At 61.9% G+C, this 25,966-nt stretch carries 23 protein-coding genes and 1 pseudogene; 10 read left to right on the top strand and 14 right to left on the bottom strand.

What is annotated here, in order from left to right; genetic code table 11:
- The 6 genes and pseudogenes from B3605_RS02205 to B3605_RS02185 form a co-directional block, all read right to left on the bottom strand.
- On the bottom strand, positions 1–297 hold a 297-nt coding region (locus tag B3605_RS02205), incomplete at its 3' end, for a glycosyltransferase family 2 protein (protein ID WP_296431991.1).
- Positions 294–1,250, bottom strand: coding sequence for a glycosyltransferase (locus tag B3605_RS02200; protein ID WP_409457212.1), 957 nt, complete (start codon positions 1,248–1,250; stop codon positions 294–296). The genes B3605_RS02205 and B3605_RS02200, both read right to left, overlap by 4 nt.
- A complete protein-coding gene (locus tag B3605_RS02195) occupies positions 1,247–2,245 on the bottom strand; it encodes a glycosyltransferase family 2 protein (RefSeq protein ID WP_026282735.1) in 999 nt (332 codons plus the stop codon). Before B3605_RS02195 ends, B3605_RS02200 begins: the two co-directional genes overlap by 4 nt.
- A gap of 63 nt (positions 2,246–2,308) precedes the next feature.
- Positions 2,309–3,451: pseudogene (locus B3605_RS25735) on the bottom strand (glycosyl transferase); the annotation flags it as partial.
- Between the two features lie 35 nt (positions 3,452–3,486).
- A complete protein-coding gene (locus tag B3605_RS02190) occupies positions 3,487–4,293 on the bottom strand; it encodes a glycoside hydrolase family 16 protein (protein ID WP_112945311.1) in 807 nt (268 codons plus the stop codon).
- 3 nt (positions 4,294–4,296) lie between these two features.
- Complete coding sequence (locus B3605_RS02185) at positions 4,297–5,379, bottom strand: acyltransferase family protein (RefSeq protein ID WP_162725207.1); 1,083 nt, start codon at positions 5,377–5,379, stop codon at positions 4,297–4,299.
- A 579-nt stretch (positions 5,380–5,958) separates the two neighbouring features.
- On the opposite strand from B3605_RS02185, the gene B3605_RS02180 reads away from it, so the two are divergent.
- Positions 5,959–6,918 (top strand): glycosyltransferase family 2 protein, encoded by a 960-nt coding sequence (locus B3605_RS02180; protein ID WP_112945313.1) that lies wholly within the window; start codon positions 5,959–5,961, stop codon positions 6,916–6,918.
- 4 nt (positions 6,919–6,922) lie between these two features.
- On the opposite strand, the gene B3605_RS02175 is transcribed toward B3605_RS02180, so the two are convergent.
- Together B3605_RS02175 and B3605_RS02170 are read right to left on the bottom strand one after the other, a co-directional pair.
- Positions 6,923–7,924, bottom strand: coding sequence for a glycosyltransferase family 2 protein (locus B3605_RS02175; RefSeq protein ID WP_112945314.1), 1,002 nt, complete (start codon positions 7,922–7,924; stop codon positions 6,923–6,925).
- 129 nt (positions 7,925–8,053) lie between these two features.
- Positions 8,054–8,326 carry an exopolysaccharide production repressor protein gene (locus B3605_RS02170; RefSeq protein ID WP_112945315.1) on the bottom strand — a complete coding sequence of 91 codons (273 nt, stop codon included), beginning with the start codon at positions 8,324–8,326 and terminating at the stop codon, positions 8,054–8,056.
- 768 nt (positions 8,327–9,094) lie between these two features.
- On the opposite strand from B3605_RS02170, the gene B3605_RS02165 reads away from it, so the two are divergent.
- The 4 genes from B3605_RS02165 to B3605_RS02150 all read left to right on the top strand — a co-directional run bounded on the left by B3605_RS02165 (position 9,095) and on the right by B3605_RS02150 (position 13,451).
- A complete protein-coding gene (locus B3605_RS02165) occupies positions 9,095–9,775 on the top strand; it encodes a sugar transferase (RefSeq protein ID WP_018897030.1) in 681 nt (226 codons plus the stop codon).
- A 65-nt stretch (positions 9,776–9,840) separates the two neighbouring features.
- The gene (locus B3605_RS02160) at positions 9,841–11,112 is read left to right on the top strand and encodes a polysaccharide biosynthesis/export family protein (protein ID WP_296431985.1); all 1,272 of its coding nucleotides are present in this window, start codon (positions 9,841–9,843) and stop codon (positions 11,110–11,112) included.
- Positions 11,113–11,121: 9 nt separating this feature from the next.
- Positions 11,122–12,393 carry an O-antigen ligase family protein gene (locus tag B3605_RS02155; RefSeq protein ID WP_112945316.1) on the top strand — a complete coding sequence of 424 codons (1,272 nt, stop codon included), beginning with the start codon at positions 11,122–11,124 and terminating at the stop codon, positions 12,391–12,393.
- 50 nt (positions 12,394–12,443) lie between these two features.
- A complete protein-coding gene (locus B3605_RS02150) occupies positions 12,444–13,451 on the top strand; it encodes an acyltransferase family protein (RefSeq protein ID WP_112945317.1) in 1,008 nt (335 codons plus the stop codon).
- Here the strand turns inward: B3605_RS02150 and B3605_RS02145 are convergent.
- Positions 13,446–16,640 carry an efflux RND transporter permease subunit gene (locus B3605_RS02145; RefSeq protein ID WP_296431982.1) on the bottom strand — a complete coding sequence of 1,065 codons (3,195 nt, stop codon included), beginning with the start codon at positions 16,638–16,640 and terminating at the stop codon, positions 13,446–13,448. The genes B3605_RS02150 and B3605_RS02145 overlap by 6 nt on opposite strands.
- Entirely contained in the window at positions 16,637–17,815 is a 1,179-nt protein-coding gene (locus tag B3605_RS02140) for an efflux RND transporter periplasmic adaptor subunit (protein WP_112945319.1), read from the bottom strand. Before B3605_RS02140 ends, B3605_RS02145 begins: the two co-directional genes overlap by 4 nt.
- A 447-nt stretch (positions 17,816–18,262) precedes the next feature.
- Between B3605_RS02140 and B3605_RS02135 the strand changes: the two genes are divergently transcribed.
- Genes B3605_RS02135 through B3605_RS02125 form a run of 3 tightly spaced genes read left to right on the top strand, consistent with a single transcriptional unit; the run spans position 18,263 to position 21,483 of the window.
- Positions 18,263–18,733 carry a MarR family winged helix-turn-helix transcriptional regulator gene (locus B3605_RS02135; RefSeq protein ID WP_112945320.1) on the top strand — a complete coding sequence of 157 codons (471 nt, stop codon included), beginning with the start codon at positions 18,263–18,265 and terminating at the stop codon, positions 18,731–18,733.
- A complete protein-coding gene (locus B3605_RS02130) occupies positions 18,726–19,949 on the top strand; it encodes an HlyD family secretion protein (protein WP_296431976.1) in 1,224 nt (407 codons plus the stop codon). The genes B3605_RS02135 and B3605_RS02130 overlap by 8 nt, the downstream gene beginning before the upstream one ends.
- On the top strand, positions 19,942–21,483 hold the full coding sequence (locus tag B3605_RS02125; RefSeq protein ID WP_112945322.1) for a DHA2 family efflux MFS transporter permease subunit: 1,542 nt from the start codon (positions 19,942–19,944) through the stop codon (positions 21,481–21,483). The genes B3605_RS02130 and B3605_RS02125 overlap by 8 nt, the downstream gene beginning before the upstream one ends.
- On the opposite strand, the gene B3605_RS02120 is transcribed toward B3605_RS02125, so the two are convergent.
- Genes B3605_RS02120 through B3605_RS02110 form a run of 3 tightly spaced genes read right to left on the bottom strand, consistent with a single transcriptional unit; the run spans position 21,484 to position 23,336 of the window.
- Positions 21,484–22,074, bottom strand: a complete 591-nt coding sequence (locus B3605_RS02120; RefSeq protein ID WP_112945323.1) for a DNA-3-methyladenine glycosylase — start codon at positions 22,072–22,074, stop codon at positions 21,484–21,486.
- Between the two features lie 5 nt (positions 22,075–22,079).
- Positions 22,080–22,400 carry a hypothetical protein gene (locus B3605_RS02115; protein WP_112945324.1) on the bottom strand — a complete coding sequence of 107 codons (321 nt, stop codon included), beginning with the start codon at positions 22,398–22,400 and terminating at the stop codon, positions 22,080–22,082.
- 45 nt (positions 22,401–22,445) lie between these two features.
- Entirely contained in the window at positions 22,446–23,336 is an 891-nt protein-coding gene (locus B3605_RS02110) for a LysR family transcriptional regulator (RefSeq protein WP_112945325.1), read from the bottom strand.
- 118 nt (positions 23,337–23,454) lie between these two features.
- On the opposite strand from B3605_RS02110, the gene B3605_RS02105 reads away from it, so the two are divergent.
- Entirely contained in the window at positions 23,455–24,195 is a 741-nt protein-coding gene (locus tag B3605_RS02105) for an SDR family oxidoreductase (protein WP_112945326.1), read from the top strand.
- A 331-nt stretch (positions 24,196–24,526) separates the two neighbouring features.
- Here B3605_RS02105 and B3605_RS02100 read toward each other — a convergent pair whose 3' ends face one another.
- A complete protein-coding gene (locus B3605_RS02100) occupies positions 24,527–25,438 on the bottom strand; it encodes a LysR family transcriptional regulator (RefSeq protein ID WP_112945327.1) in 912 nt (303 codons plus the stop codon).
- A gap of 181 nt (positions 25,439–25,619) precedes the next feature.
- Here B3605_RS02100 and B3605_RS02095 point away from each other — a divergent pair.
- Positions 25,620–25,966 (top strand): alpha/beta hydrolase (locus B3605_RS02095; RefSeq protein WP_296431973.1); only part of this gene is annotated, 347 nt, incomplete at its 3' end.

Here is a 25,966-nt window from a genome sequence, read left to right as displayed (position 1 = left end):
GGGATCGACTGTATCGTCGGAATCGAGCACCGCCAGCCAGCGGCCGGTGGCGGCCGAGATCGCGGCGTTGCGCGCCGCCGACGGGCCGCCGTTGCGGGCGAGCGCGATCAGCCGGACGTTGCGGTCGGCATAGCTTTCGGCGATCGCCCTGGTTTCATCGGCCGAACAGTCGTCGGCGACGATCACCTCGACCGTGACGCCGCGCTGGGCAAGCGCGCTGTCGATCGCCTTTCCGAGCGTCGCCGCCGCATTATACGCGGCGATGATAAAGCTGACGTCGGGCATGTCTTGCTTCATGCAGCCTCCGCCGTTCCGTACTGGCGGATTTCGCGCACGCCGAGCAGGCCGCTGACGACGCCGGAATGCATGACGCCGCGGAGGGCATAGCGGTAGCGCGGCACGGCCGAGAAGACGCAGGCGAGGGCGGCAGCGTAGCAGAAGCCGGCCTTTGCCGCGGCGAGCACGATCTGCTTCGTCCGGTTGAGGCCGCCGCAACCTGTCTCCTGCAGCAGCCGCCCGTGCGTCTGGCCGAAGCGGAAGCGGCGCTTGGCGAGCCAGGAGAGATCGGCGCGGTTTTCGGTCACGGGTTCATAGACATAGGCCTTCTCGGCAAAGGCGATCTTGCCGCCGGCGTCATGCATGTGGCTGAAGAATTCCGTGTCTTCACCGCCCGTATGGCCGAGCGCCAGATTGAAGCGGCGGCCGGCAAGGCTTTGCGAGGAGAGGCGCAGCAGGACGTTGCAGGTATAGCCGGTGCGGATTTCGCCGTTGACCCAGACGGGGAGCGTCGAATGGAAATCGCCGACCCGCATCCAGCGTGGCGCGGTGTCCGCGTAGACGCTGCGGACAGGTCCGAGAACGGCGTCGGCCTTGGTTGATCGGGCGGTCGAGAGCAGCTCGACCAGCCAATCCTCGCTGGCATCCTCGTCGTCGTCGATGAAAGCCAAGAAGTCGCCGGTGGCGTTGTCGAGGCAGGCATTGCGGGCGATCGAGATATTCGATGCCGGGCAATGCACATAGGCGATTTCGTGGGCGATGCGCGGACGAAGCGCCTCGACGCGCTCCCTGGCGCTCGGCGTCTTGTCGTTATCGGCGACGATGATGCGCAGCCGCGAGCCGGGAGGGACCTCGAGGACGGCCAGTGACAACAGCGCTTCGTCGAGTGATGCGCGGCGATAGGTGCAGATGCCGATGTCGATCTGCAATTGTCTCGTCTGCTGCTTTTTCGTTTGCTCGGGGGGCTGGTTCACGACGCCACCTTTCTGCCGCGGAAGCTGAGGAGTTCCATCCAGAAGCCGGCCGACCAGGCGAAGTGCATGACCATGGCCGATACGGCGGCCAGCGGGCCGTAGGGATTGCGCTGGCCGATCGCCATCCAGAAACCGTAGCCGACGCAGGCGACTGCCCAGAGGCTGAACGGAATGACGGCGGCCCAGTTTACGACGGCGAGGAATGCGCCGATGAAGACGGGAACGACCAGAAGCGGCAGCATCTGGCGAACATTCGGCATGCTGCCGTGCTTCAGGATGTTCTTGGCGCGGCCGCGGCCATAGCCGAGATACTGCCGGAACAGCGTGGCGACGCTGGAGCGCGGGTAATAGACCATGCGGGTCTTGTCGGTCATCCAGATGCCGAAGCCTGCCTTCTTCAGGCGGTAGTCGAGTTCGGCGTCTTCATTGTGGCTGAAGGTCTCGTCGTAACCGCCGACGGCCTCGAAGGCGGCGATGCGCATCAGGGCGTGGTGCCCGTGATTGGTCCAATGGCCCTTGGCGCCTTCGCGATGCTTCGAGCCGCCATTACCGAGCTTGGAGTTCTGGGCGAAGGCGGTGGCCTTCTGGAACATGCCGAAGCCGACGGTTTCCATCGACACGACCACGGAATCGGCCTGAGTCGCGACGGCTTCCTCGACGAGGCGGCGGCAGTAATCGTCGGGATAGTCGCCATGGGCGTCGATGCGGATGAGATAGTCGTAGTCGCGGCCGAAGGTGGCGACGGCCAGATTGGTGGCGGCGCTCTGCAGGCGGCGGGGATTGTCGAGGAGCACGATGCGCGGATCGGACATGCTGATGCGGGCGACGATCTCGCGGGTCGCATCCTTGCTGCCGCCGTCGGCGACGACGATCTTGGCGTTCATGTGATCGATCTCGCGGCTCAGCTTGGCGAGCAGCGGCTCGATGTGCTTCTCTTCGTTCAAGCAGGGGATGATTATGAGACTGGAGACGCTGGAACTGGCATCAGGCTGCATGGTTGTCCACCCTTCTGGAGATACGGTTTTCGGTGCGGATGCACTGCTGTCGCCCCTCTCGACGGCAGCAGGCACAAGGCGGGAAAGGCTGGCGACGAGCGCTTCGCAGTCGCTGCGGTCGGCAAGCCAGGTTTTCTGATCAGTGGCGGCGACGGCGTCGCTGAGCGCATGGTAGCGCTCGCCGGTCATGGTTTCGAACAGTGTGCGCAGCGCTGCCGGGCTTGCATCCGGAAGGGCAAGGCCGATTGATTTTTCACGCAGGAAGCGAGCGGTCTGCGTGCCTTCGAGCGCGATCGGAACGGTGCCGTAGAGGCATCCCTCGTAGAGCCTGTTCGGTAGCAGCCAGCTGGAGTTCAGGCCTTCCTCGAAGAAATCGATCGCCCAGGAGAAGTGGACTTCGTCGTAGATCGCCCTCAAATCCTCGGGGTTCTTGTAGGGGCCTTCGAAGCGGAGATAGGGTTCGCTGGCGACGAAGCCGTCGAAATCCTCGAATTCGGAATAGGCGGGGCGCCCGCGCAGCACGATCTCGACGCGGCCTTCCATGAGGCGCGAGAACTCGGCGAGCATGGTCAGCGACTTCCGGCAACGCAGCGCGCCGAACCAGCCGATCTTCCAGGGCTGGCCGGGCTGTTTCAGCGGGCGGGCGATGGTCGGCTGGACTGTCTGGTCGATCGATATGACCTTGTTTTCGACGAGCAGTGTGGAGGCCTTGATGCCGGAGCGCGGCGCGAAGTGGTGTTCGATGAAGGCGGGCGAGCTCGTCATGATCAGCTGCGCGTTGCGGCCGAAACGGGCCTCGGCGCCGCGCATGATTTTGCCGACCATGTCGTCGCGCGACAGCAGCCGGTGAATGTCGAGGCATTCATAGACGACGGGCACATCGCCGCCGAACATCGTATTGGCGCGATCGGCGACCGCGAGCGCTTCGAGGTTGCGGCCGATGATGACGTCGGGCTTCTCGACTGTCTTCAGCAGGCCCTTCAGCCCGCTCATCGCTTTCACGACAGCGCCGATGCGCTGCGCGAACTTGGCGTCGGCGGTGCGGCCAAGCTCGATCGGCGTGAGGCCGTGCACTTCGGCGAGACGGTTTTCGCCGCGACGGAAGCCGGCCAGCGTCACATCCGCGCCGCCCTCGCGCAGCATCAGCACCCGCCGCCGGACGGCGGGATCCGCAAGATCATGCACGAGATACAGGACTTTGAGCATGGCACTCCTTGTCATTTGTGCGCCTTCGGCGCCGATCAGTTCAGCGTGCATGCGATCGATTCAGGGAACTGGCACTTGTCGCCGGGGGCCGTGTAGGCGAAGCGGTCGACTTCCAGCGATGTCGGCTTGGTGTAGGCGAACTTGCCCATCCAATCCTTCAGCGTGTCGGTGCCCCAGAGGCTGAAGAAAATCTTCTGCTGGCTATCCGGGATCTTCGAGGGATCGGTGACATCCTGCACGAGCTTGCCGTTCAGATAATAGCGTAGCCGGCCGGGCTCCCAGACGAAGGCGTAGTCGTTGAAGCCGTCATCGGCATTGGCGCCGATCGGAACCAGCTTCTCATTGCCGCCCTTGGCCTTGATGTATTGGTTGACCTGCACCTGGCCGGAGTTCTTACCGAGGACCTCGAAGTCGATCTCGTCGTGCGGCTGCTTGTCGGCCGGGCCGATATAGGTGAAGAAGGCGGAGTTCAGGCCGGAACCGGTGCCCGCCTTCATGCGGGCCTCATAGGTGCCGTAGCCGAAGCGCTTCTTGGTCTGGATCTCGCCGCAGAGATAGTTGCGGTCCTTCGACTGACCTTCGGCAAACGAGAGCTGCAAGGCGCCGCCCTCGACCTTCACCTGGTTTTTCGACCATGTGCAGTTCTGATGCGGGCCGTTGTTCCAGCCGTCGGAGATGTACCAGACGCTGCGGTCGAGCTTATCGAAATTCTCGACGAAGGAGGGGGCACTCGGTTGCTGGCCTGCCTGCTGGGCGAAAGCCGGGGAGGCGCCGATGAGGAGCGTGCCGATGATGCCGAGTGTGGGGCAAAGTTTTCGCGCATGGGCGATTTTGGTCGTCATGTGTCACCTTTGCTGTGTAGCGAGTTTGGAAGGAGCCGCGCCCGCGGAAACCGGCTTGTCATACGGCTTCTTGGCCCGCGCGCCGGTCATGACGGCGTAGAGGCGAGGGGCGATCTTGCGGCAGAGGTTGTTCGAGAAGGCCAGGAAAGGAAACAGGACCGCCAGCGACAGCAGGAAGAAGGCCGGGTAGAAGCTGACGCCGGCCTTGCCCCAGACGATCCACATGAAGATCAGCAGCGGATAGTGGCCGCAGAATATCCAGAAACTCAGGCTGCCGGTTTTCGACAGGCGCTGGCCGATCGATGTCTCGATCAGCGGCGCCGACAAGAGCCAGAAGCCGAGCGCGCCGAAGATGGCGAGCGTGTTGCGCAGGAACTGCACCCAATCCGGCAGGCTCGGGCCAGTCATGTAGATGACGGTGGCCAATGCCGCGCAGCTGCCGAACAGCAGGGCGCCGCCCAGCGACGCGTACCGGTCGAGCGCCTTCAGGTCGATCTTGTTGAGACCGATGTAGATGCCGAGGCTGAAGGAGAAGAGGATCGACCGCTTCAGGACGATATAGAGCGAGCCTTCCGGAATGACGGCGACGACAAGCAGGGTCGCCAGCGTCAAAAGCGGCGCATGGCGGATCAGCCATGCCAGCAGCGGCGACAGCAGGATGCAGACGAAGAGGTCGCGCAGGAAATAGAGCGGCACGTTGACCGGGAAGTCTTCGACCGCGAAGAGCTGGGTCATCAGTTCGCGCGCGGAGGCCTGCCACGGGTTCGGCACGTAGCCTTCGCCAAGGCCGACGCCGAGTGCCAAGAGGATCGCCAGGAAGAACAGCCCGTTCCACAAGAGGAATGGCAGGAGCACGGTCTTGGATTTCGTGCGTACCGTTTTCAGGTAGCTGAAGTTCTCCAAGCCACCACGGAACAGGAGATAGCCGGAAATCGCACTCAGGCAGGGCACACCCACCCTGAACAGCGCTTCCGCCAGGAATACTCTCAGCCAATCGAAGGCGCCGTAGGTCCCGACGAAGGGACTGGTCTGGTCGCTGAATGGTATGTGTACGAAGACGATGCCCGAAATGAGCACAATCCGCATCAGGTTGATCCGTGAGGACACGTTGGTATCAACATTCACGTTGTCAGTCACCCCTTTTGGGTCGCAGCTCCCCTTTGCAACCGTTTCAATCAGAGCAGACTTCAGCCCGCAGCGAGGGAAGTTAGGGCGAATTCACGGAAGAAAATATGGCACTGCAACAAAAGTGATCGATCACGCCGGTTCGTAACGGATACTACTTGCCGTAACAGATCGCGAAAAATGCGCGGCCTAGGTGTCTCTGCCCCGGCCAGAAGCCAGTGTCAGCAGTGCATTCAAGAAAATGATTATATTCACTGGCTTAGGCGCAAATGGCGTGGTGCGGCGCACGAAAGTTTTTATCAAATGAGAGGAAATGTTACAGCAGCCGTCCGCAAGTGGTTCACCATTTATGGTCGGAATGGGGCGGTTTGATCCGGAATGGAGCGTTTCCGGATCGAGGGGCCGTCAGCGGTCTTCGTGCCGCCTTTGACAAATTTCGGCCGAAATGCCCCTGATGCTTGTGCGGTGCAGCAGCTGGCCTAGATGGCACGGCTAAATGTGCCGACCGAAGCACCAATTCGAACCTCTCAGGGAGAGAGTATGGCGACTTTCACGATCATTATTCCGTTCTATCAGCGGGATGACGGCATCCTCAGACGGGCGCTTGCGTCGGCGTTTGCGCAGAGTTTTCAAGACTTCGATATCATCGTCGTCGACGATCAGTCGCCCTATGCGCCGGCAAGCGAGCTGGCGCCGCTGACCGCCGAAGAGCGGGCGCGAATCACCGTCGTCAGCCAGCCGAACGCCGGGCCGGGCGGCGCGCGCAATACCGGGCTCGATCATGTTCCCGCCGATACGCGCTATGTCGCGTTTCTCGATTCGGACGACATCTGGACCCCGGATCATCTGAAGAACGCGTTCACGGCCATGGATACGCTCGGCGGCGATTGCTATTGGGCGTCGATCGAGGGCGGGGCGGAGTTCGACTATCACTTCGGGATCGCGGCGCTTGCGAAGATCGACGGCGCGAAGCGTCTGATGGAGACGCCTGACATTCTCTCGGTTCCCGATATCGCCGGTGTGATGATCAACGACTGGGCCTTCCTGCACATGTCGTGCATGGTCATCGGCCGCCCCCTGATCGAGACGGTGCGTTTCGACGCGGCATTGCGGCTGGCGGCCGAAGACGTTTTGTTCTTCTGCGACTGCATGCTGGCGGCCAAGCAGGTTCTGCTCTGCGCCGATGCGGGCGCGCTGCGCGGCGAGGGGATCAACATCTTCCACGGCGTCGACAACACGTCGCCGGAATATCTGAAACAGCAGTTCATCACCTGGATGGCGCTCGATCGGCTGGAAAGCCGCTTCGCCTCGCGGCCGCGCGAGATCGCGACGATCCAGTCCTACAAGAGCCGGGCGCGCAAGCAGGCACTGTGGGGGCAGGTGGGGCAGCTCAAACGCCGCCGCCGCCCCGATTTCGGCCTGCTCGCCCGCTGGCTGGTGCAGGATCCGCGGTTGATTCAGAGCGCATTCCAGCTCGCCGCGGGTAAGCTGGTAAAGTAACGCGCTACTCCGCCGGCGCGTCGAGCAGATAGCGAAGGCGGTCGCCGCTTGAGGTGACCGCCACGCCATCCGGGTTGCGCCAGCGCTCCGTCTTGTCGGCGAGGATGCCGCCGGCGATTGCCGGGAAGGCGGAGGGATGCGTCGCGACATAGGCGATCGCGGCGCCGGCGCCCTTCTGGTTCTTGATGTCGAGGAAGTGGCGCAGTTCGTATTTGGCGCGAATGTGCTGTTCGTGCCGGCGCACGGCGTCCGCCGCCATCGGCTTCAGCTTGAAATCCTTGAGAAGCGAACGGTCTGCCTCGTAAAGGCGGCGCAGGTCTTCCGTGCGGTGGCTGCCGCTTAGCGAATTGCCGCGCACGACGGCGCCGTAGCCGCAGCTGTGGATCACCTTGTAGCGGGCGCCGAGTGCCAGTGCGCGGATGTAGAGATCGTAATCCTCGCCGAGGCGCATGTCCTCGCGGTAGCGGAGTTGGTGCTTGTCGAGAAAGCTTCGGCGCATCACGGGCTTCAGGAAGCCGATCTCGCCGCGGCGCACGCCGCGCTTTGATATGTTGCCGTCCACGAAGGTCGTCAAGTCGAGATAGAGAGGGTTTTCGGCGAAGCGATCGAGCTTCTGCGGCGCCTGGGCGACCGTGTCGGCATCGACGAAGGCGATGTTGTCGGCCACGAACTCCCAATCATTGTCCGAGAGCATGCGGGAGAAGCGGCCGGCGAAGAAGAAATCGTCGGCGTCCAGGATGGCGATCAGCGGTGCTGTGGAGATATCGATGGCATGATTGCGCGCGGCCGACGGGCCCCTGTTCTTCTCGAACCTGACGATCCTGAGCCTGCCGGTGGCGTCGTTGCCGCGTTCGGCGGCCTCCGCTGTGGAATCGCTCGAGCCGTCGTCGACGACCACGACTTCGGCGACCTCAGGCTCGAGAAGTGCTGATCTGACGGCGATTTCGATCGTATCGGCCGCGTTCTTGGCGGCGATGATGACGCATATGCTAGCTGTTTCAGCCACGCTCTACCTCCGTTGTTTCGCCCAAGACCTAGGACGTTGCAGCGCAGCAGACAACAAAGAGCGCTTCACATGATGTTACGAAGGGTGGGTTCGTGAGCGGCGAACGGGCAGTCAGGCTGCCCTTGGCGCTTAGCGATTGAACGGCTCGGAGCTGTTGAAAGGCGGTACGTGAAGCTTCTCAGCTTCCTCGGCGCGGCCGGGCGCGCGCTTGGCGCCGTTGCGCTCCTTGCTTTCCTTCCAGACGAGGTAGAGCACGCCGCCGAAATAGCCTGCCTGCAGCAGGATCGCGCAGATCACGGTCTTGATGATGGTGCCGGATAGAGAGCCGCTCAGCCAATAGGTCGCAACGGCGAACACGGCGAGTGCGCCCAACATGCTGACAAAAACGCGAGGTGCATACATTTGTTGCCTCCCCAGATGGTGCCCTTCAATGAACAGCCATTGAATACGCGGCCACACCAGGACCATTTTGTAGATTCTTTTTACAGGACTTCGTCATGTAACTAAAGCGGTGAAGACGTCTTTTGCGCCTGTATTCAGTAACTACAAGCGTCACCTTAAAGGTTTGTTCCGCGTATTGGTAAAAATGCCACTTATCGGCCCGCGCGCCCGGCAATCGGAAAACGTCGTTAAAGTTGGGTTTCGATCCGAGGGTTGCATCGATTTCGGCAATGCACGTTCTTGTTTATGCCACAATCGATACCCGCTGAGGTGTAGTGGCCGCGTTTCGCATTCAACTTTTATTACAAAGTTTTAATTTCAAACGATTTGTGAGTGCGGCGCAAAACTGATGCTGCGATGCAATAAAACGGCTCCGTTCAAGTTTAAAAAAAGGTCCGTTGGAGAAGTGATGGCCGTAACCAAGAACTTTCGACCGAGCCCCGTCACCCCTGTAAACTTCGTTCAGGGTGTATTGGCAAGAAGTCACAGGACATTTTATTTCGGTCTGCAAATATAGTTTTGATCGCTTTGGTGGAATCTAAATATGTTTCAGCGACCTCTGAAATACAAAAAGTTGAACAAATGTTTCCAAAACCGTTCGATAACGAGCGGTTTTAAAAACGTGGCTTAAAAAAACAAAATCCCCTCATACACTCCCAACTCGTCAGCGCTAGCTAAGCGTCCTGAGCCTTAACCGACCAAACGGCAAACATAAGTGGAGTTACCTCTATGAAGTCTGCGACGAGATCGGACAGTTCGCCATTTTATGGCGCAGTTCACGAAAACGCGTTCCCGCCCACAGGCGGTTTCGCAAAACGGGCATTCGATGTGTCCGCCGCCTGCCTCGGGCTTCTGTTTCTGAGCCCAATCTTTTTGATGGTGATGCTGCTTGTGAAGCTCACGGACAAGGGTCCGGCCTTCTATGGCCATCGCCGTATCGGCCACAATGGCCAGGAATTCCGTTGCCTGAAGTTTCGGACAATGGTCACCAATGGCGACAAGGTTTTGCAGGAATACCTGCGCAACAACCCTTCCGCCATGGATGAGTGGCGCGCCACGCGCAAGCTGCAGAACGACCCTCGGGTAACTGCCGTTGGCGCCGTGCTGCGCAAGCTGAGCCTTGATGAGCTTCCCCAGCTCTTCAACATCATTCGCGGTGAGATGAGTGTCGTCGGTCCGCGTCCCGTCGTTCAAGACGAACTTGAAATGTACGAGCACGCTGCCGTCTTCTATCTGCAGTCCCGCCCAGGCCTTACCGGCCTCTGGCAGGTCAGCGGACGCAACGACGTCTCCTATGCCGCTCGCGTCGCTTTCGACACCCACTACGTCGAAAACTGGTCGATGGCCCGGGACGTTGCGATCATCGCAAAGACCATTCCCGCCGTCTGCGCTCAGCGCGGAAGCTACTAACGGCATCCTTACGCCCGACGAGCACGTCTTATGGCTCGCCGTCGGGACGAAACACGGGGAAAAATATGAACGAACGTCTATTTGGCAGTCAGGCTGGGCGATCCCGTGCCCTTCGATCCGGTGTTGCAGTCGCTGCCGGGTTGAGTGCATTCCTGCTGTCCTCATTCATTGCCAGCGCGGACGACTACCGCCTTGGAACCATGGATAAAGTGAAGATTCGAGTTGCCGAATGGCAGACAGCGGATGGGACGATCCGCGACTGGTCTGTCGTCAGCGGCGACTACACGGTTGGCCCGTCCGGCAGCATTTCGCTGCCATTCGTCGGCGATCTCGCTGCTTCCGGGCAGACGACCGACGCCATCGCCAAGCAGATCGGCATGGCCCTTCAGAAGCAGTTCGCCCTGAAGGACCGGCCGTCGGCATCCGTCGAATTGTCGGAATTCCGCCCTGTCTATCTCTCCGGAGACGTGGAGAAGCCGGGTGAGTTTCCGTTCGCGCCGAACCTCACCGTCGCCAAGGCCGTCAGCCTTGCCGGCGGCCTTCGCCGGGCCGATTCCGGCCAGCGGTTCGCCCGCGATTTCATCAACGCCAAGGGCGACGCCGTCGTCTACATGGCGGACAGGGCACGGCTTCTGGTGAAGCAGGCTCGTCTTCAGGCCGAAATCGACAACAAGGATAGTTTCGAGATTCCGGCCGAACTGAAGGACAAGCCGGAGGCGAGAGCGCTCGTCGACAGCGAGAACGCGCTCATGAACTCGCGCAAGAAGCGGCTGACGCTGCAGCTTCAGGCACTCGATGACTTGAGGGCTCTGCTGCAGAGCGAAGTCGAGACGCTTGCCAAGAAGACGCAGACCCAGACCCGCCAGCTAGAGCTTGCCACGGCCGATCGCGACAAGGTCGACGATCTCGCCGAGAAGGGGCTGGTGCTCAGCGCCCGCAAGATGACGGCCGAGCAACGCGCGGCCGATCTCGAGGCGATGCTTCTCGACATCGACACGAACTCGCTCAAGGCCAAGCAGGATATCAGCAAGGCCAACCAGGACGAGATCACGCTTCGCAACGACTGGGACGCTCAGCTCGCCCAGGAAAAGCAAAGTGCCGACGCGCAGCTCGACCAGCTCAACCTGAAGCTCACGACGAGCAACTCGCTGATGGCCGAGGCGCTGACCCAGTCGACGGACGCGGCCCGCTTCGACACGTCGACGGGTGCGGCCAGCATTGCCTACTCCGTCATTCGTGACGTGGACGGCAAGCCGAAGGAAATCCCGGTGCAGGAAAGCACCGCGTTGCAGCCCGGCGATCTGATCAAGGTCACCGCCGGACTGGCCATGAGGTAACGAGGCAGTATGCGTATCGCTAAGTCGGCGCTCATTCAGCCCGGCGGGAATGTGGCCTATGCCGTTTCCGCCGTGGCGATTTCGCTTTTTTCGTTCGCCTACTCGCTTCGGTTCGGGCAGGTGTCGATCCTGCTTTACTATGCGCTCTGGCTGCCGCTGATCGCGGTCGATTACCGCAAGGTGCTCGGCAACTACAATCGCTACATCTGGATCTACGCGTTTGCGGCGATCGCCTTCCTGTCGGTCTTCTGGTCGGCGGCACCCAGCGTTTCGATGCGCGCCGCCATTCAATATTTCACGCAGGTGCTTTGCACGCTGATCGCGGTCAGGGTGCTGGATGCCAAGACGCTGACGCTCGGCATGGTCGCCGGCATCGGCATCGTGCTCGTCTATTCGGTGCTCTTCGGGCATTACGAGCTCGACGTGATCGACAACACCTACAGCTTTGTCGGCGCCTTCGCGTCGAAGAACCAGCTCGGGTTCTACGCCTCGCTCGGCCTGATCGCCTGCTTCGCGACTGTCTTCATCTTCGGCGAACGCCGTCCGTCTTGGTTGGCTGCGACCGGTATCGTCGGGCTGCTGTCGGCCTATTGCCTGATGATGTGCCAGTCGGCGACCTCGGTACTGACCGCCGTCGTGGTTCTGGCGCTGATGGTTGGCCTGCGTGTCGTGCTGACGCTGACGCCCGACCAGCGCAAGCTGCTCGTCATCGGTGGCGGTGTCGCGGTGATCGTGCTTGCTGTTGCCGGTGTCTATCTCGGCGCGGTCGATGCCGTGCTCGGGATCTTCGGCAAGGATTCGACGCTGACGGGCCGCACCTATCTGTGGCAGCAGGGGATCAAGGCTGCGGCCGACAATCCCTATTTCGGCGTCGGCTATCAGGCCTATTGGGTTCAGGGCTTCTCGGAGCCGGAGCGTCTCTGGGAAGAGTTCTTCATCGGCTCTCGCAGCGGCTTCCACTTCCACAATACCTATATCGAAACGACGGTGGAGCTCGGCCTCGTCGGCCTGGCAATCCTGGTCTTCACTTTCCTGAAGATCCTGTGGGGGCATCTCCGTCGCTTGATCGAAGACATCAGGAACGATGAATCCTACCTGCTGTTTGCCATCTGCGTGCTTTTGTTGATCCGCTCCTTCGTCGAGATCGACATTTTGACGCCCTATAATGTCGGGACGTTCCTGTTCTATTTCTGCGCCGGAAAGCTGATGAGCGTGCGCCGCCAGCCTGATGTCGCGGCATGGGCGCGGCAGGCACGGCAGCCCGAACCTTTGATGCATTAGCACTTAACAGCATTGTCGGCCGGCACTGACCGGTCATTTGAGGAAACCGGATGAAGACCCTTTACGGCATCCAATATCTGCGCGCCTTCGCGGCGCTTGCTGTCGTCGTTTTTCACGCGGCCGAGAAGTCCGGCGAGCACTTCGCCATCGGGGCTGCCGGTGTCGATGTGTTCTTCGTCATCAGCGGCTTCATCATGTGGGTGATCAGCGAGCGCCGGCCGATGACGCCGCAGGGCTTCCTCATCGACCGCCTGCGCCGCATCGCGCCATCCTACTGGCTGGTAACAGCAATCATGATCGCCGGCGCCGTGACCGGGCTGTTTCCGAACCTGCAATTGACGACGTCGCATATCCTGGCGTCGCTGTTCTTCATTCCCGCGCATTCGCCGAGCACAGGCGACATCTGGCCGGTGCTTGTGCAGGGGTGGACGCTCAATTTCGAGATCTTCTTCTACGTGCTCTTCGCCGGCGCACTGTTTCTGCCGCGCAAATGGCGTCTCGCCTTTCTGCTCGCGCTGTTCGGCGGCTTCTTCCTGGCCGGGCAGATCCTGCAGCCGACGACGCCGGCGCTCTACACCTACACGCGGCCGATCATTCTCGAGTTTGTCGGCGGCGTATTGATCGCCGAGCTGTGGCTGCGCTGGTGGATCGCCGGCACCAGCCTCGGGCTTGCCTGCGTGGGCGCCGCCCTATCCGGTTTCGCCGCCATCCATCTGATGGGCGCCGAGTTCAATGCCGGGATCTGCGGTCCGCTGGCGATGGTGCTGGTCTACGGGATGGTGTCGCTTGAGGCCGCCGGAAGCCTCGGCCGCATGCCGCTGCTCACCTATCTCGGCGACGCCTCCTATTCGATCTATCTCTGGCACACGCTGGCGATCTCGGTGGTCGCCAAGGCGGGGCAGGTGATCGGCCTCTCAGCCACCGTCATGGCTCCGGTGTGCGTCCTTGCCGGCGTGGTTCTTGGAACCGCGGCCTACGAACTCATCGAAAAGCCGCTGAGGAAGCTGCTTTCCAGCTCGCGCTCGAAACAGGCCACACTCGCCCGCAGAGCCTCATGACGAGGCTTCGGCAGGCGGGGCGCCCGCATCCGGTGCCGCAGTTTCCGCGGGCCGGGCCTTCCTTCTGAACGAGCGCAGCGCGACATAGAAGACGGGTGTCAGGAACAGACCGAAGATCGTGACGCCGAGCATGCCCGAGAAGACGGCGGTGCCGAGCGACTGGCGCATTTCGGCGCCGGGGCCGGTCGCGATCGCAAGCGGCAGCACGCCGAAGATGAAGGCGAACGCCGTCATCAGGATCGGCCGCAGGCGCAGATGGCTCGCCTCGACGGCTGCCTCCACCGGCGATTTGCCTTCGTCTTCCGCCTGTCGGGCGAACTCGACGATCAGGATCGCGTTCTTGGCCGCAAGGCCGATCAAGACGATCAGGCCGATCTGCGTCAGCACGTTGTTGTCCATGCCCCGGAACCAGACGCCGATCAGCGCCGCGAGCACCGCCAGCGGGACGATCAGGATGATGGCCAGCGGCAGCACCCAGCTTTCATACTGTGCCGCGAGCGCCAGGAAGACGAAGATGACCGACAGGGCGAAGATATAGACGGCCGTGTTGCCGGTGTGGGTTTCCTGGTAGGCGAGTTCGGTCCATTCGAAGGTCGTGCCCGGCGGCAGGATCTTGGCGGCCAGCGCCTCCATCTTCTTCAGCGCGTCGCCCGTCGATGTGCCGGGTGTCGGATTGCCCTGCAGCGGCACGGACACATACATATTGTAGCGCTGGACGAGGGCAGGGCCGCTGGAATCCTGGATATCCATCAGCGTGCCGAGCGGCACCAGCGCGCCGGTCGCCGAACGCACCTTGAGGCCTAAAATATCCTCGCGGTCCATGCGGTATTGCCGGTCGGCCTGGGCGCGGACCTGGTAGACGCGGCCGAAGGCATTGAAATCGTTGACATAGGCGACGCCGAGATTGATCGACAGCGCGTTGAAGATATTGGGAATCGGCACGTTCAGGAAACGGGCCTTGTCACGGTCGATGGCCAGATAATATTGCGGGCTGGCATCGGAGAATGTCGTGAAGACGCCGGTCAGACCTTCGGTCGTCGCGGCGGCGCCCATCATCTGCCGGGCAAGGCCGAGAACGCGGGTCATGTCGGCGTTTTCAAGATCGAGGATCTGCATCTTGAAGCCACCGGAATTGCCGACGCCGCGCACCGAAGGCGGCGGGACGGCGATGATGAAGGCCTCCTGGATGCTCTGCAGCTTGCCGAAAAGCTCGCCGATGATCTTGTTGGCGGTCTCGCCGCCTTCCTCGCGCTCGGCAAAGGACTTGAACGGCACGAAGACGACGCCGGAATTGGAGGCGTTGGTGAAGGTCGCGCCGCTGAAGCCCGCGAACTGCACGGCATTGCCGACGCCGGGGACCGTGCGGGCGATATCGCCCACCTGTTTCACCACCGCATCGGTACGCGCCAGCGACGCGCCATCAGGAAGCTGCACGACGACGATGGCGTAGCCCTGGTCCATGGTCGGGATGAAGCCCGAGGGGACCTTGGTGATCATGAAGTATGTGGCGCCGAGCAGGCCCGCGAAGACGAGCAGCGAGCAGGTGATGCCGATCCAGCTTTTGACGAGATGCCTGACGATCCACGAGTAGCCGTGGCTCAGGCGATCGAAGCCGTTGTTGAAGCCATTGGCGAGGCCTCGCCCGAAACGAAGGGCGATGTTGTTGCGCGTGTGCTGGTGATCGTGGCTTCTGAGCAGAATACCGGCCAGCGCCGGCGACAGCGTCAGCGAGTTCAGCGCGGAGATCGCGGTGGTGACCGAGATGGTCACGGCGAACTGCTTGTAGAACTGGCCGGAGATCCCTGGAATGAAGGCGGTAGGCACGAAGACGGCGATCAGCACCAGCGAGATGGCGATAACCGCGGTGCCGACCTCGTCCATCGTCACATGCGCGGCCTCCTTCGGCGTCATGCCTTTGGCGAGATTGCGCTCGACATTCTCCACCACGACGATGGCGTCGTCGACGACGATACCGATCGCCAGCACCAGGCCGAACAGCGTCAGCATGTTCAGCGAGAAGCCGAAGGCAAGCAGCACGGCGAAGGTGCCGATCAGCGACACCGGGATGGCGATGATCGGGATGATCGCGGTGCGCCAGGATTGCAGGAAGACAAGGACGACGATCGCCACCAGGATCGCGGCTTCGGCGATCGTTCGATAGACCTCGGTGATCGATTCCGAGATGAACTCGGTGGTGTCGTAGACGATGCGGTACTCCAGCCCTTGCGGGAAGGTCTGGGAGATGTCCTTCATCAGCGACTGGATCTGATGCGCGGTGTCGAGCGCGTTGGTTCCGGGGCGGGCGAAGATGCCGAGCGCCACGGCGGGGTCGTTGTTGAGATAGCTGTTCGTCACATAGTCCTGCGCACCGAGTTCGATGCGGGCGACGTCCTGTAGCTGCACAAGTCGGCCGGCGCCCGTCGACTTGACGATGACGTAGCGGAATTCGCGCACGTCGGAGAAGCGGCCGTCGGTTCTCACCGTATATTCGAAGGCGTTCTTGCCTGTTACGGGAGGCGCGCCGATCTTGCCGCCGGAGACCTGGACGTTCTGGTCGCGAAGGGCCGAGACCACGTCATCCGATGTCATGCCGTAGGCCGAGAGCTTCTGCGGATCGAGCCAGATGCGCATCGAATACTGGCGCTCGCCGAACACCTGCACGTCGCCGACGCCATCGAGGCGCACCAGCGTGTCGCGGATGCGGTTGCGGGCGTAGTTGGAGACGTAGAGCTGGTCGTAGCGGTGCGAGGGCGAGAGAAGGTGCACGACCATCATCAGGTCGGGCGAGCTCTTGTCGGTGGTGACGCCGAGGCGCTGCACCTCTTCAGGAAGTCGGGGCAGGGCGATCGAGACGCGGTTCTGGACGAGCACCTGCACCTTGTCGAGATCGGTGCCGAGCTTGAAGGTGATGGTCAGCGACATGGCGCCATCGGCGCTGGAATAGGAGGACATGTAGAGCATGTCCTCGACGCCGTTGATCTGCTGCTCCAGCGGCGTGGAGACCGTATCGGCGATGGTCTGCGGGTCGGCGCCCGGATAGGAGGTGCGCACGACGATGGTCGGTGGCGCGATCTCGGGATACTGCGACACCGGCAGCTGGGTGTAGGCGATGCTGCCGACGACGAGGAGCACGATCGAGATGACCGCCGCGAAAATCGGGCGGTCGACGAAGAAATGAGCGAACCTCATTGTGGCGTCTCCGTCGCGGCGTTATCCGGCGGCGTGTCGCGCCGTTCCTGCGGCAGTTCGGTCATCTGTGGCGTGATGGTGGCGCCGGGGCGGGCGCGCATCAGGCCGTTGACGATGATCGTCTCGGAGCCATCGAGGCCTTCGCGGATGACGCGGTAGCCGTAGAGACGCGGGCCGGGGCGCACGGGCTTGGTCGATACCTTGCCGTCGGTGCCGACGACGAAGACGACGCGTTCGTTCTGGTCGGAGCCGATCGCCTCGTCGGGCACGAGGATCGCCTTGTACTTGTTGGACGCCTCCACCTGCACGCGGCCGAAGAGGCCGGGCTGCAGGATCAGGTCGGGATTGGCGAGGCGAGCGCGGATGCGGATCGTGCCGCTCTCGTTGTCGATGCGGTTTTCGGCGAAGTCGAGCTTGCCGGTGAAGGGCTTGGCGGTCGGGTCGGAGATCGTCACCGTCACAGGCACGCCGCCGCCGCCCAGCTGCAGATCCTTGCCGAGCTTGCGCGCCGTGTCGGCGAAGTTCAGCAGGCGGCGTTCATCGACGTCGAAGTAGAAATCGATCGGGTCCAGCGACACGATGGTCGTCAGGATCGTCTGGTCGGCCTGCACGAGATTGCCTGTCGAGATCAGGCGGCGGTCGATGCGGCCGCTGAGCGGTGCTGATATCGTGGTGTATTCCATGTCGAGGGCCGCACGGTCGGCGGTTGCCTGGGCGCCGCGAACGTTGGCCTGCGCGGAGAGCCACTCGCGGCGGCGATCGTCGAGTGTCGAGACCGACTGGCTGCCACTGGTGGCAAGGCTCTGCGCGCGATTGAACTGCGCCTCGGCATAGGTCTGGGTGGATTTGGCGACTTCGAGCGCGGCGTTGGCCTCGTTGAGCGCGGTGACGAAGGGGCGCTGGTCGATGACGAAGAGCTTGTCGCCCTTCTTCACCAGCGCGCCGTCGGTGAAATCGACCTCGTTCAGATAGCCGCCGACGCGAGCGCGCACCGAGACCTCGTCGACTGCCTGGAAGCGGCCGATGAACTCGTCGTTGTCAATGACATCGCGCACCACGGGCTTGGCCACGGTGACGGGCGGCGGGGGCGGAGATGCGGCCTGCTGGGCGGATGAGGCGAGGGGTAAGAACGCGACGCTGCTGAAGGCCAAGACGTATCGAAGCGAGAAAGGCATGGCGGCTCCCCATTCGGGCGGCCAAACACGCCGCCATGACTATGCTGAAAGAATGCGTTTCATGTCAGGCGGTACTCGAGCGACTGTGTGTCGCTCGCCTATTTCTAATGCTGTCTTGCGTTCGTGGCGCTGATAGCGCTCACGACTTGCATGCCGTTGAGATCGATTGGCCGGGAAGGTCCCCACCCGGTAAGCCTCTGGATTTCCATATAAACGGGTGTCTTGACGAAAAGCAAATCCCGGTGGGTTGAAATTGTCGAGGTCAATGAAATCAGGGAGAGCATCGCAGAAGCGTCAACGCTCACGGGTTTCGGCGACATGTTCGTTAGCCGGGTGCGACAATTTGGCCGCACATTAGCAATAATCAAGCGAAGGTGACTTGTATGTTGCACCTGCTCAATATATCTAGGCACATTATAAGTGTGCTTACTATTCGCGCAGTCTTCAATGAACAGCAATCCGACCCTCGGCTTCCTCCTCCATGATGTCGCACGTCTGCTTCGAAAGCGTTTCGAGCAGCGGGCGAGATGTCTTGGGCTGACGCGGTCGCAATGGCAGACGCTGGCGTATCTCTCCAACAATGAGGGGATACACCAGGGCGGGCTGGCGGAGATGCTGGAGATCGAGCCGATCACACTTGTACGCATTCTCGACAAGCTCGCCGAACGCGGGCTGATCGAGCGCCGCCAGCACCCGACGGACCGCCGGATCTGGCTGCTTTACATGCGCGAGGAGGCACATCCGCTTCTGGCGGAAATGCGCGGACTTGGCGATGTGACGCGAGGCGAAGCCCTGGAGGATGTTTCCGCCGAAGAGCGGGAGCAGCTTTTCCAGATCCTGTCGCAGATGAAGACCAACCTAGTGCAGGCCTGCCGGACCCCCCTGGCATTGGCCGAAAACGAGACCAACCATGGCTGATAAAACTCCCCTGCGCGTCGTGTCCGACGCCGATGCCAAAACTGCTGTCGAAACGAACGAGGTTTCTCCCCGCGAGGAAACCGTCGCCGAGGCGCCATCGTCCACTCCGGCGCCCGTCACCACTGTGGCGCCACCCGTGACCACGCCCCCGCGCCGCAAGCGCAGCATGACCCGGCCGGTGCTGTTTGCACTGCTGCCCGTCGCGCTCGTTATCGGCGGTTATTACTACGTCAATGGCGGCCAGGTGATGTCGACCGACAACGCCTACATCAAGTCCGACATGGTTGGGCTGACGACCGACGTTTCCGGCATCGTCGACACGATCAACGTGCATGAAAACGAAGCGGTGAAGCAGGGTCAGGTGCTGTTCAGTCTTCGCCAGGACGTGTTCAAGATCGCACTCGATGGCGCCAAGGCGCAGCTCGGCGCCGTGCGCAACCAGATCCTAAACCTGGAAGCAAGCTACCAGCAGTCGCTCGCCGAGATCACCCAGGCCGAGGCCGATATCCCGTATTTCCAGACCGAATTCGACCGCCAGCAGAACCTGCTGAACAGCTCCGCGGCCACCCGCACGGCGTTCGACCAGGCAAAGCATAACCTGCAGGCCGGTCAGCAGAAGGTCGCTGTCGCGAAGGCGCAGGCTGCCGCCACGCTCGCCCAGCTCGGCGGCAATGCCGACCAGCCGGCCGAGCAGAACCCGCTCTATCTCGAAGCCAAGGCCAAGGTCGTCGACGCGCAGCGTCAGCTCGATCACAGCGTCGTCCGGGCGCCGTTCGATGGCATCGCCACCAATGTCAACGCGCTGCAGCCAGGCTCCTATCTCGAAGCATCGACACAAGCCTTCTCGCTGGTCGCGACCAACAATCTGTGGATCGATGCCAGCCCGAAAGAAACCGAGCTCACCTATGTGAAGCCCGGCCAGACGGCCACCATCTATGTCGACACCTATCCGGGTGTGACCTGGAAGGGCAAGGTCGAGAGCATCAGCCCGGCTTCCGGCTCCAGCTTCTCGCTGCTGCCGGCGCAGAACACGACCGGCAACTGGGTCAAGGTCGTGCAGCGTATCCCGATGCGGGTCAGCATCGAGGATGCAGCCGGCAAGCCGCCGCTTCGCGTCGGCATGAGCACGGTCGTTGATGTCGATACCGGCCATGCACGCGGCCTGCCGGATTTCGTGTCCAAGCTTCTGGGCCGCTCGGGCGGAGATCATGAGTAACGCTGCCTCCGCGCCCTTCGTCCCGGTTGCCAACCGCGGCATGATCACGGCCTGCGTCATTCTGGCCGTCATCATGCAGGCGCTGGATACGACGATCGCCAACGTTGCACTGCCCTACATCCAGGGCAGCGTTTCGGCGAGCGCCGACCAGATCAACTGGGTTCTGACCTCCTACATCGTCGCGGCCGCCATCATGACGCCGCCGTCGGGCTTTCTTGCCGCCAAGTTCGGCCGCAAGAAGGTGCTGCTGACGGCGATCACCGGCTTCGTCGTGGCGTCCGTGCTCTGCGGTCTGGCGCAATCGCTGAACCAGATTGTCGGCTTCCGCTTGTTGCAGGGCCTGTTCGGCGCATCGCTGGTGCCGCTGTCGCAGGGAATTCTGCTCGACATCTACACGCCGGAAGAACGCGGCTCCGCCATGGCCTTGTTCGGCGTGTCGGTCATGGTCGGGCCGGTGCTCGGGCCCGTCATCGGCGGCTGGCTGACCGACAACATCAGCTGGCGCTGGGTGTTCTATATCAACGTGCCGATCGGGGCGCTCGCCTTTGCCGGCATCATGATCTACGTCACCGAGACGAAGCTGGATGCGCTTGCCAAGCTCGACTGGTTCGGCTTCGGGATGATGAGCCTCGGCATCGCATCGCTGCAGCTCTTCCTCGATCGCGGCGAACAGCTCAACTGGTTCGCCTCGGGCGAGATCATGATCGAGGCGATCATCTGTGCCGCAGCCTTCTATCTGCTCGTCGTGCACACGCTGACGGCGGAGAAATCCTTCGTCAATCCGAAGCTGTTTCTCGACCGGAACTTCTCCGTCAGCATGATCTTCATCTTCGTGATCGGGATCACCTATCTCGCCTCTCTGGCGCTGATGACGCCCTATCTGCAGACGCTGATGGGCTATCCCGTCATCACCGCGGGTATCGTCATGGGGCCGCGCGGGATGGGCACGATGCTGTGCATGTTCATCGTCGGGCGGTTGATCGGCAAGGTGGATACGCGCCTGCTTCTGGTGCTCGGCCTCGGGCTGACGGCGTGGGCGATGTACGACATGACCGGCTGGACGCCCGATGTCTCGCAGTGGACGATCGTCTCTGTCGGCTTCATCCAGGGCGCCGGTCTCGGCTTCCTGTTCGTGCCGCTGACGACGATCGCGTTTTCGACGCTGCCGGCGGAGATGCGCGGCGACGGCACCGGTCTCTACAACCTGTCGCGAAACATCGGCTCGAGCGTAGGGATCTCCATCGTCTCGGCGCTTTTGGTCGAAAACGCGCAGGTGAACCACGAGAATATCGCCGCCTATGTCACGCCGTTCAACCACGCCTTCGATGCGGCGGCCGCGCAGGGGATGAGCCCGCTCACCGCCGCCGGTCGCGCGGCGCTGAACGAGCTGATCACGCTGCAATCGACGATCATCGCCTATATCGATGATTTCAAGCTGCTGATGATCATGTCGCTGGCGGTCATTCCGCTGGTGCTGTTGCTGCGCAAGCCCAAGGTGGCGCCTGTCATGGACCACAGCGCCGTGATGGAATGATCAGCGAAACGGCTTGCTGAGATAGCGAGACCCCGAAATGCCGAAGCGCCATGGTGCTTCGGCATTTTTCGTTATGCCGATGCGTTTTCCGCTGACGATCTGCGCCGGTGCAGTCGGCGTCAGTGAATAGGGGGCGTGGTCGAGCAGGCGATCATTGAGGGCGATGGTGACGTCGAGCGCCTGGCAGAGCTTGCCGGGACCGCTGCAGAGCTGTGTGAGCGCGTCCGCGCCACGGCGTTCGATCATCGTGGCGATGCCGATTTCGGGCTCGATGGCGCGGATCAGCACGGCGGAGCCCGGGGTGCACACGAAGTTCAGGCACCAGTGCATGCCGTAGATGCGGTAGATATAGACATTGCCCGGTTTGCCGAACATGGCGCCGTTGCGCTGTGTCGGGCCGCGAAAGCTGTGGGAGGCCTCGTCATCGGGGAAATAGGCCTCGGTCTCGACGATGCGTCCGCCGATGCCGCCGACGGTGAGGCGGCAGGCAAGCAGATCGCGGGCGACCGAGATCGCATCGCGCTCGAAGAAGCGGGTGAGGGCTTCGCCCGCAATCGGTGCCGCGCCGAGCGCGCCTGTCCTGTCATCCATATGATCTATCGGCCGGGCTTCGGATCGTGCAGCGGGATCGACGAGCCGGTGACGGAGACCGGGTCGCTTGCGGGGAAGGTGTCTTCGAGGCCTTCGTCCAGTTCCTCTTCCAGCGTCGCCGCATCCTTGCTGTGCGGCCCGTCGCCGGCCGAGCTGTCATGCGCCGCGAGCAGCAGGTGGCGGGCGTGAGAGACGGCGTTGTCGCGGGTCAGGCCGGGTGTCGCAGCATTATAAAGCGTCACGGCAATGCTGTTTCCGGTCTTGTCGCCGAACATGACGGTAAAGCCGCCCTCGCGTGCATTCACTGTTATGTCTGTGATGGTCATGGTTTTGCTCCCGATGATGGGTTTGCCGAGGTCTTGATCGTATGCCTATGTTTGCCTCGCGAACACCTTCGTCAACCACTCGATGAAGACGCGGACGCGGGGCGAGAGCTGGCGGTTTCGGGGATAGAGCAGCGAGACCGGTGTTCTCGTCAGCGGATAGTCTTGCAGGATGGGCACGAGTTCGCCGCTGTCGATATAGCGCTGGGCATGGTAGCGCGGCACCTGGATGATGCCGAGGCCGAGGCGCGCCGCCGCGTGGAAGCTTTCGGCGGCGTTGACTGATAGCGTCGCGGGCAAGGTGACGTTGCGGATCTGGCCGCCGACGAGGAATTCGAGCGGCGCCAGCGCGCCGGTTGCGCTGGAGTGGAAGCCGACCATGCGGTGGCCGTCGAGCCGGTCGGGATGCTCCGGCGTTCCATAGCGCGCGAGGTAGGAAGGCGAGGCGAGCGTGACTTCCTCCAGCATCGCCACGCGGCGGGCGACCATGTCGCTATCGGCGGGAATGCCGACCCTCAGCACGCAGTCGATGCCCTCGCGCACGAGATCGACGAGACGGTCGCCCTCGCTCATATAGAGTTCAATATCGGGATAGGCTTCGAGGAAGGACGGCAGGTTGGGCAGCACGAAATGGCGCGCCAGCGTGCCATGCACATCGACGCGCAGCATGCCTTTCGGCTTGGCGCCTGCGAATGCGCCTTCCGCGTCCTCGATATCCGAGAGGATCGAGAGGCAGCGGCGGTAGTAGGCTTCGCCGTCGAGCGTCGGGCTCACATGCCGCGTCGTTCGCTGCAGCAGGCGAACGCCGAGGCGGGCCTCCAATTGCTTGACGGCGTCGGTCACCGTCGAGCGCGGCAGGCCGGTATCTTCGGCGGCGGCGGTGAAGCTGCGTCGCTCGACGATACGGCAAAAGACGCGCATGGCATCGAATCTGTCCATCTATCTGTTCGCTATATCCGGATAGTGATGGCGAATAATGGATGATTATCCGCCGTGAGAAAAGCGGCATCTTCTTTCCAACGGCGCGATATCGCGCTTCCAAGCAAGGAGAACGACAATGACGGTTTCGGAAAACAGGGTTGCGATCGTGACCGGCGCATCCAGAGGTATTGGTGCGGCGATTGCCGATCGGCTTGCGCGCGACGGATTCACCGTCGTGATCAACTATTCCGGCAACGCCGCGCCGGCAGAGGAACTGGCTGTTGCCATCGAAAAGCGCGGCGGCAAGGCGCTGACGGCGAAGGCCGATGTCAGCGATGCGGAAGCCGTGCGGCGGATGTTCGATGCGGCCGAGGCAGCATTCGGTGGCGTCGACGTGCTTGTCAACAATGCCGGGATCATGGCGCTTTCCTCGATCGCTGATGCCGACGACGCGCATTTCCAGCGAATTATGGACGTCAATCTGAAGGGCACGTTCAACACGCTGCGCGAGGCCGGCAAGCGGCTGCGTGATGGCGGCCGGATCGTCAATTTCTCGACGTCGGTGGTCGGGCTGAAGCTCGAGACCTACGGTGTCTATGCCGCGACCAAGGCCGCCGTCGAGACGATGACGGGGATCATGGCCAAGGAAATGCGCGGTCGCAACATCACCATCAACGCGATTGCGCCGGGCCCGACGGCCACCGATCTGTTCTTCAACGGCAAGTCCGAGGAGCTGGTGGCGCGGATGGCGAAGATGAACCCGCTGGAGCGGCTGGGCACGCCAGAGGATATTGCCGCGGCCGTCTCGTTCCTCGTTGGTCCCGATGGCTCCTGGATCAACGGCCAGGTGCTGCGCGCCAATGGCGGTATGATCTGATTTGTGTCTTGGGGAGGGCGGCCTTCGGGCCGCTCGCCTTCGAGCGGTGCCTTGTTGTGGATATTAGGCGTTGAAAAATTCCAGCGTTTTTAAGGGGATAGGGTTGTGCTCCGTCTTGAAGCGGCGGGGCCGCAATATCCCCTTACATTTGCATCATGATTGTCTATATTAGCAATGTAGGGATGTGCGGGACTCCTCCAATCCTACGCATCAGACCTCAATAACTGCCGAGCCATTGTTCCCTGGTGACCCGGCAGAGAGTGAAAGAAGAAATGGCAAAACACATGGTTGCGGCCCGTTGAAGGTAAACGCCTCGCGGGCCGCAGTTCTGTCAGTGGGCATCCAGCTTGGCGTCGGTCAGAAGCTTGACCATCCAGTCGACGAAGACGCGGACCTTGTTGCTGAGGTGACGGTTCGGGGGATAGACGATGTAGAGCCCGAGCGGCTCGCGATTCCACTCCGGCAGCACCTGTATCAGCTCGCCACTCTCCAACTCATTGCGGATCATGAAGCGCGGTAACTGCGCGATGCCAAGCCCTCTGGTGGCTGCCGTCACGAACGTCCTGCTGTCGTTGACCGAGACGAGGTAACGCGGATTGATCTCCAACTCCTCGTTGTCCTTGCGAAACTCGAACGGAAGCGTCCGGTTGGTCTGTGCGCGGAAATAGCTTACGGAATAGTGATCGTTTTCAAGGTCTTCCGGTCTGTTCGGTATCCCGTATTTCTCGATATAGAGAGGTGAGGCGCAAGTGATGAGCTCCACCTCCGATACACGGCGCGCAATCAAGGATTGGTCGGCCGGGGTGCCGGCGCGCAGCGCGCAGTCGACGTTCTCGGCGAGGTAATCCACGGTGCGGTCGCCGACGCCGAGGTCGATGCGGATATCGGGATATTTCTGATAGAAATCGCAAAGCGCCGGCACGACGATCCAGTCGGCGAAGGCGCCGGCCATCTCGACGCGCAGACGCCCGTTCGGAAGCCCCTGTGAGTTGGTGAGGCTGCCATCGAGCTCGGCGATCTCGGAAACGATCTGGGCCGCGCGTTCGTAGTAGAGCGCGCCGTCGGTCGTCACCATCACGCGGCGGGTGGTGCGGTTGAGGAGCTTGGTGTGCAGATGCGCTTCAAGCCCCTGGATGAGATTGGTCACCGTCGCCTTGGGCATCGAGAGCGTGTCGGCGGCCCGTGTGAAATTGCCTGTCTCCACGACGCGAATGAAAGCGCGCATTGCCGAGAGCTGGTCCATCGGAATTCACCTGAGTAGGTTGCAGTGCGGTATTGTTCGAAATCCGGAACAGTGTAATCGTATTGAGGCTTCTTATTCCGTGAGTGGAATAACAATATCTTTTTTTCAGAAATTGCAAGCCGTCGCCTTGGGCAATATGTTGCAACGGCAACATTACACCCGCGACGCAAGGATCGATACGATGACGGTGCAAGTGAAAGACATGGTGTTTGACAAGGTGGCCATTGGCCCCGTGTCGACGCGTATCTATCAGGGCGCCGAATACGGCAAGGGTTCGCCGATCGTGTTGTACTTCCACGGCGGCGCGTTCCAGTCTTCCGGGCTGCAGGACAATGCGGTTGCGGAAGCGATTGCAAGTGCCGGCGCGATCGTGGTTGTCGCGGATTACAACGCTCCCATGGGCGGGGTCTTCCCGAAGCCTCTCGAAGTCGGCTACTCGCTGTTTTCCTACATGGCCAACAAGCGCGCCTCGGGTCTCGGCGACCGCAACTCCGCGCTGCTGGTTGCCGGCGAGGAAGCGGGTGGCAA

The sequence above is a fragment of the Rhizobium sp. UBA1881 genome, from assembly GCF_002338015.1.
Taxonomy (GTDB): Bacteria; Pseudomonadota; Alphaproteobacteria; order Rhizobiales; family Rhizobiaceae; genus Rhizobium.
Note: the sequence above shows the minus strand (reverse complement) of the source record. Positions and strands in the feature narration are given on the sequence as shown.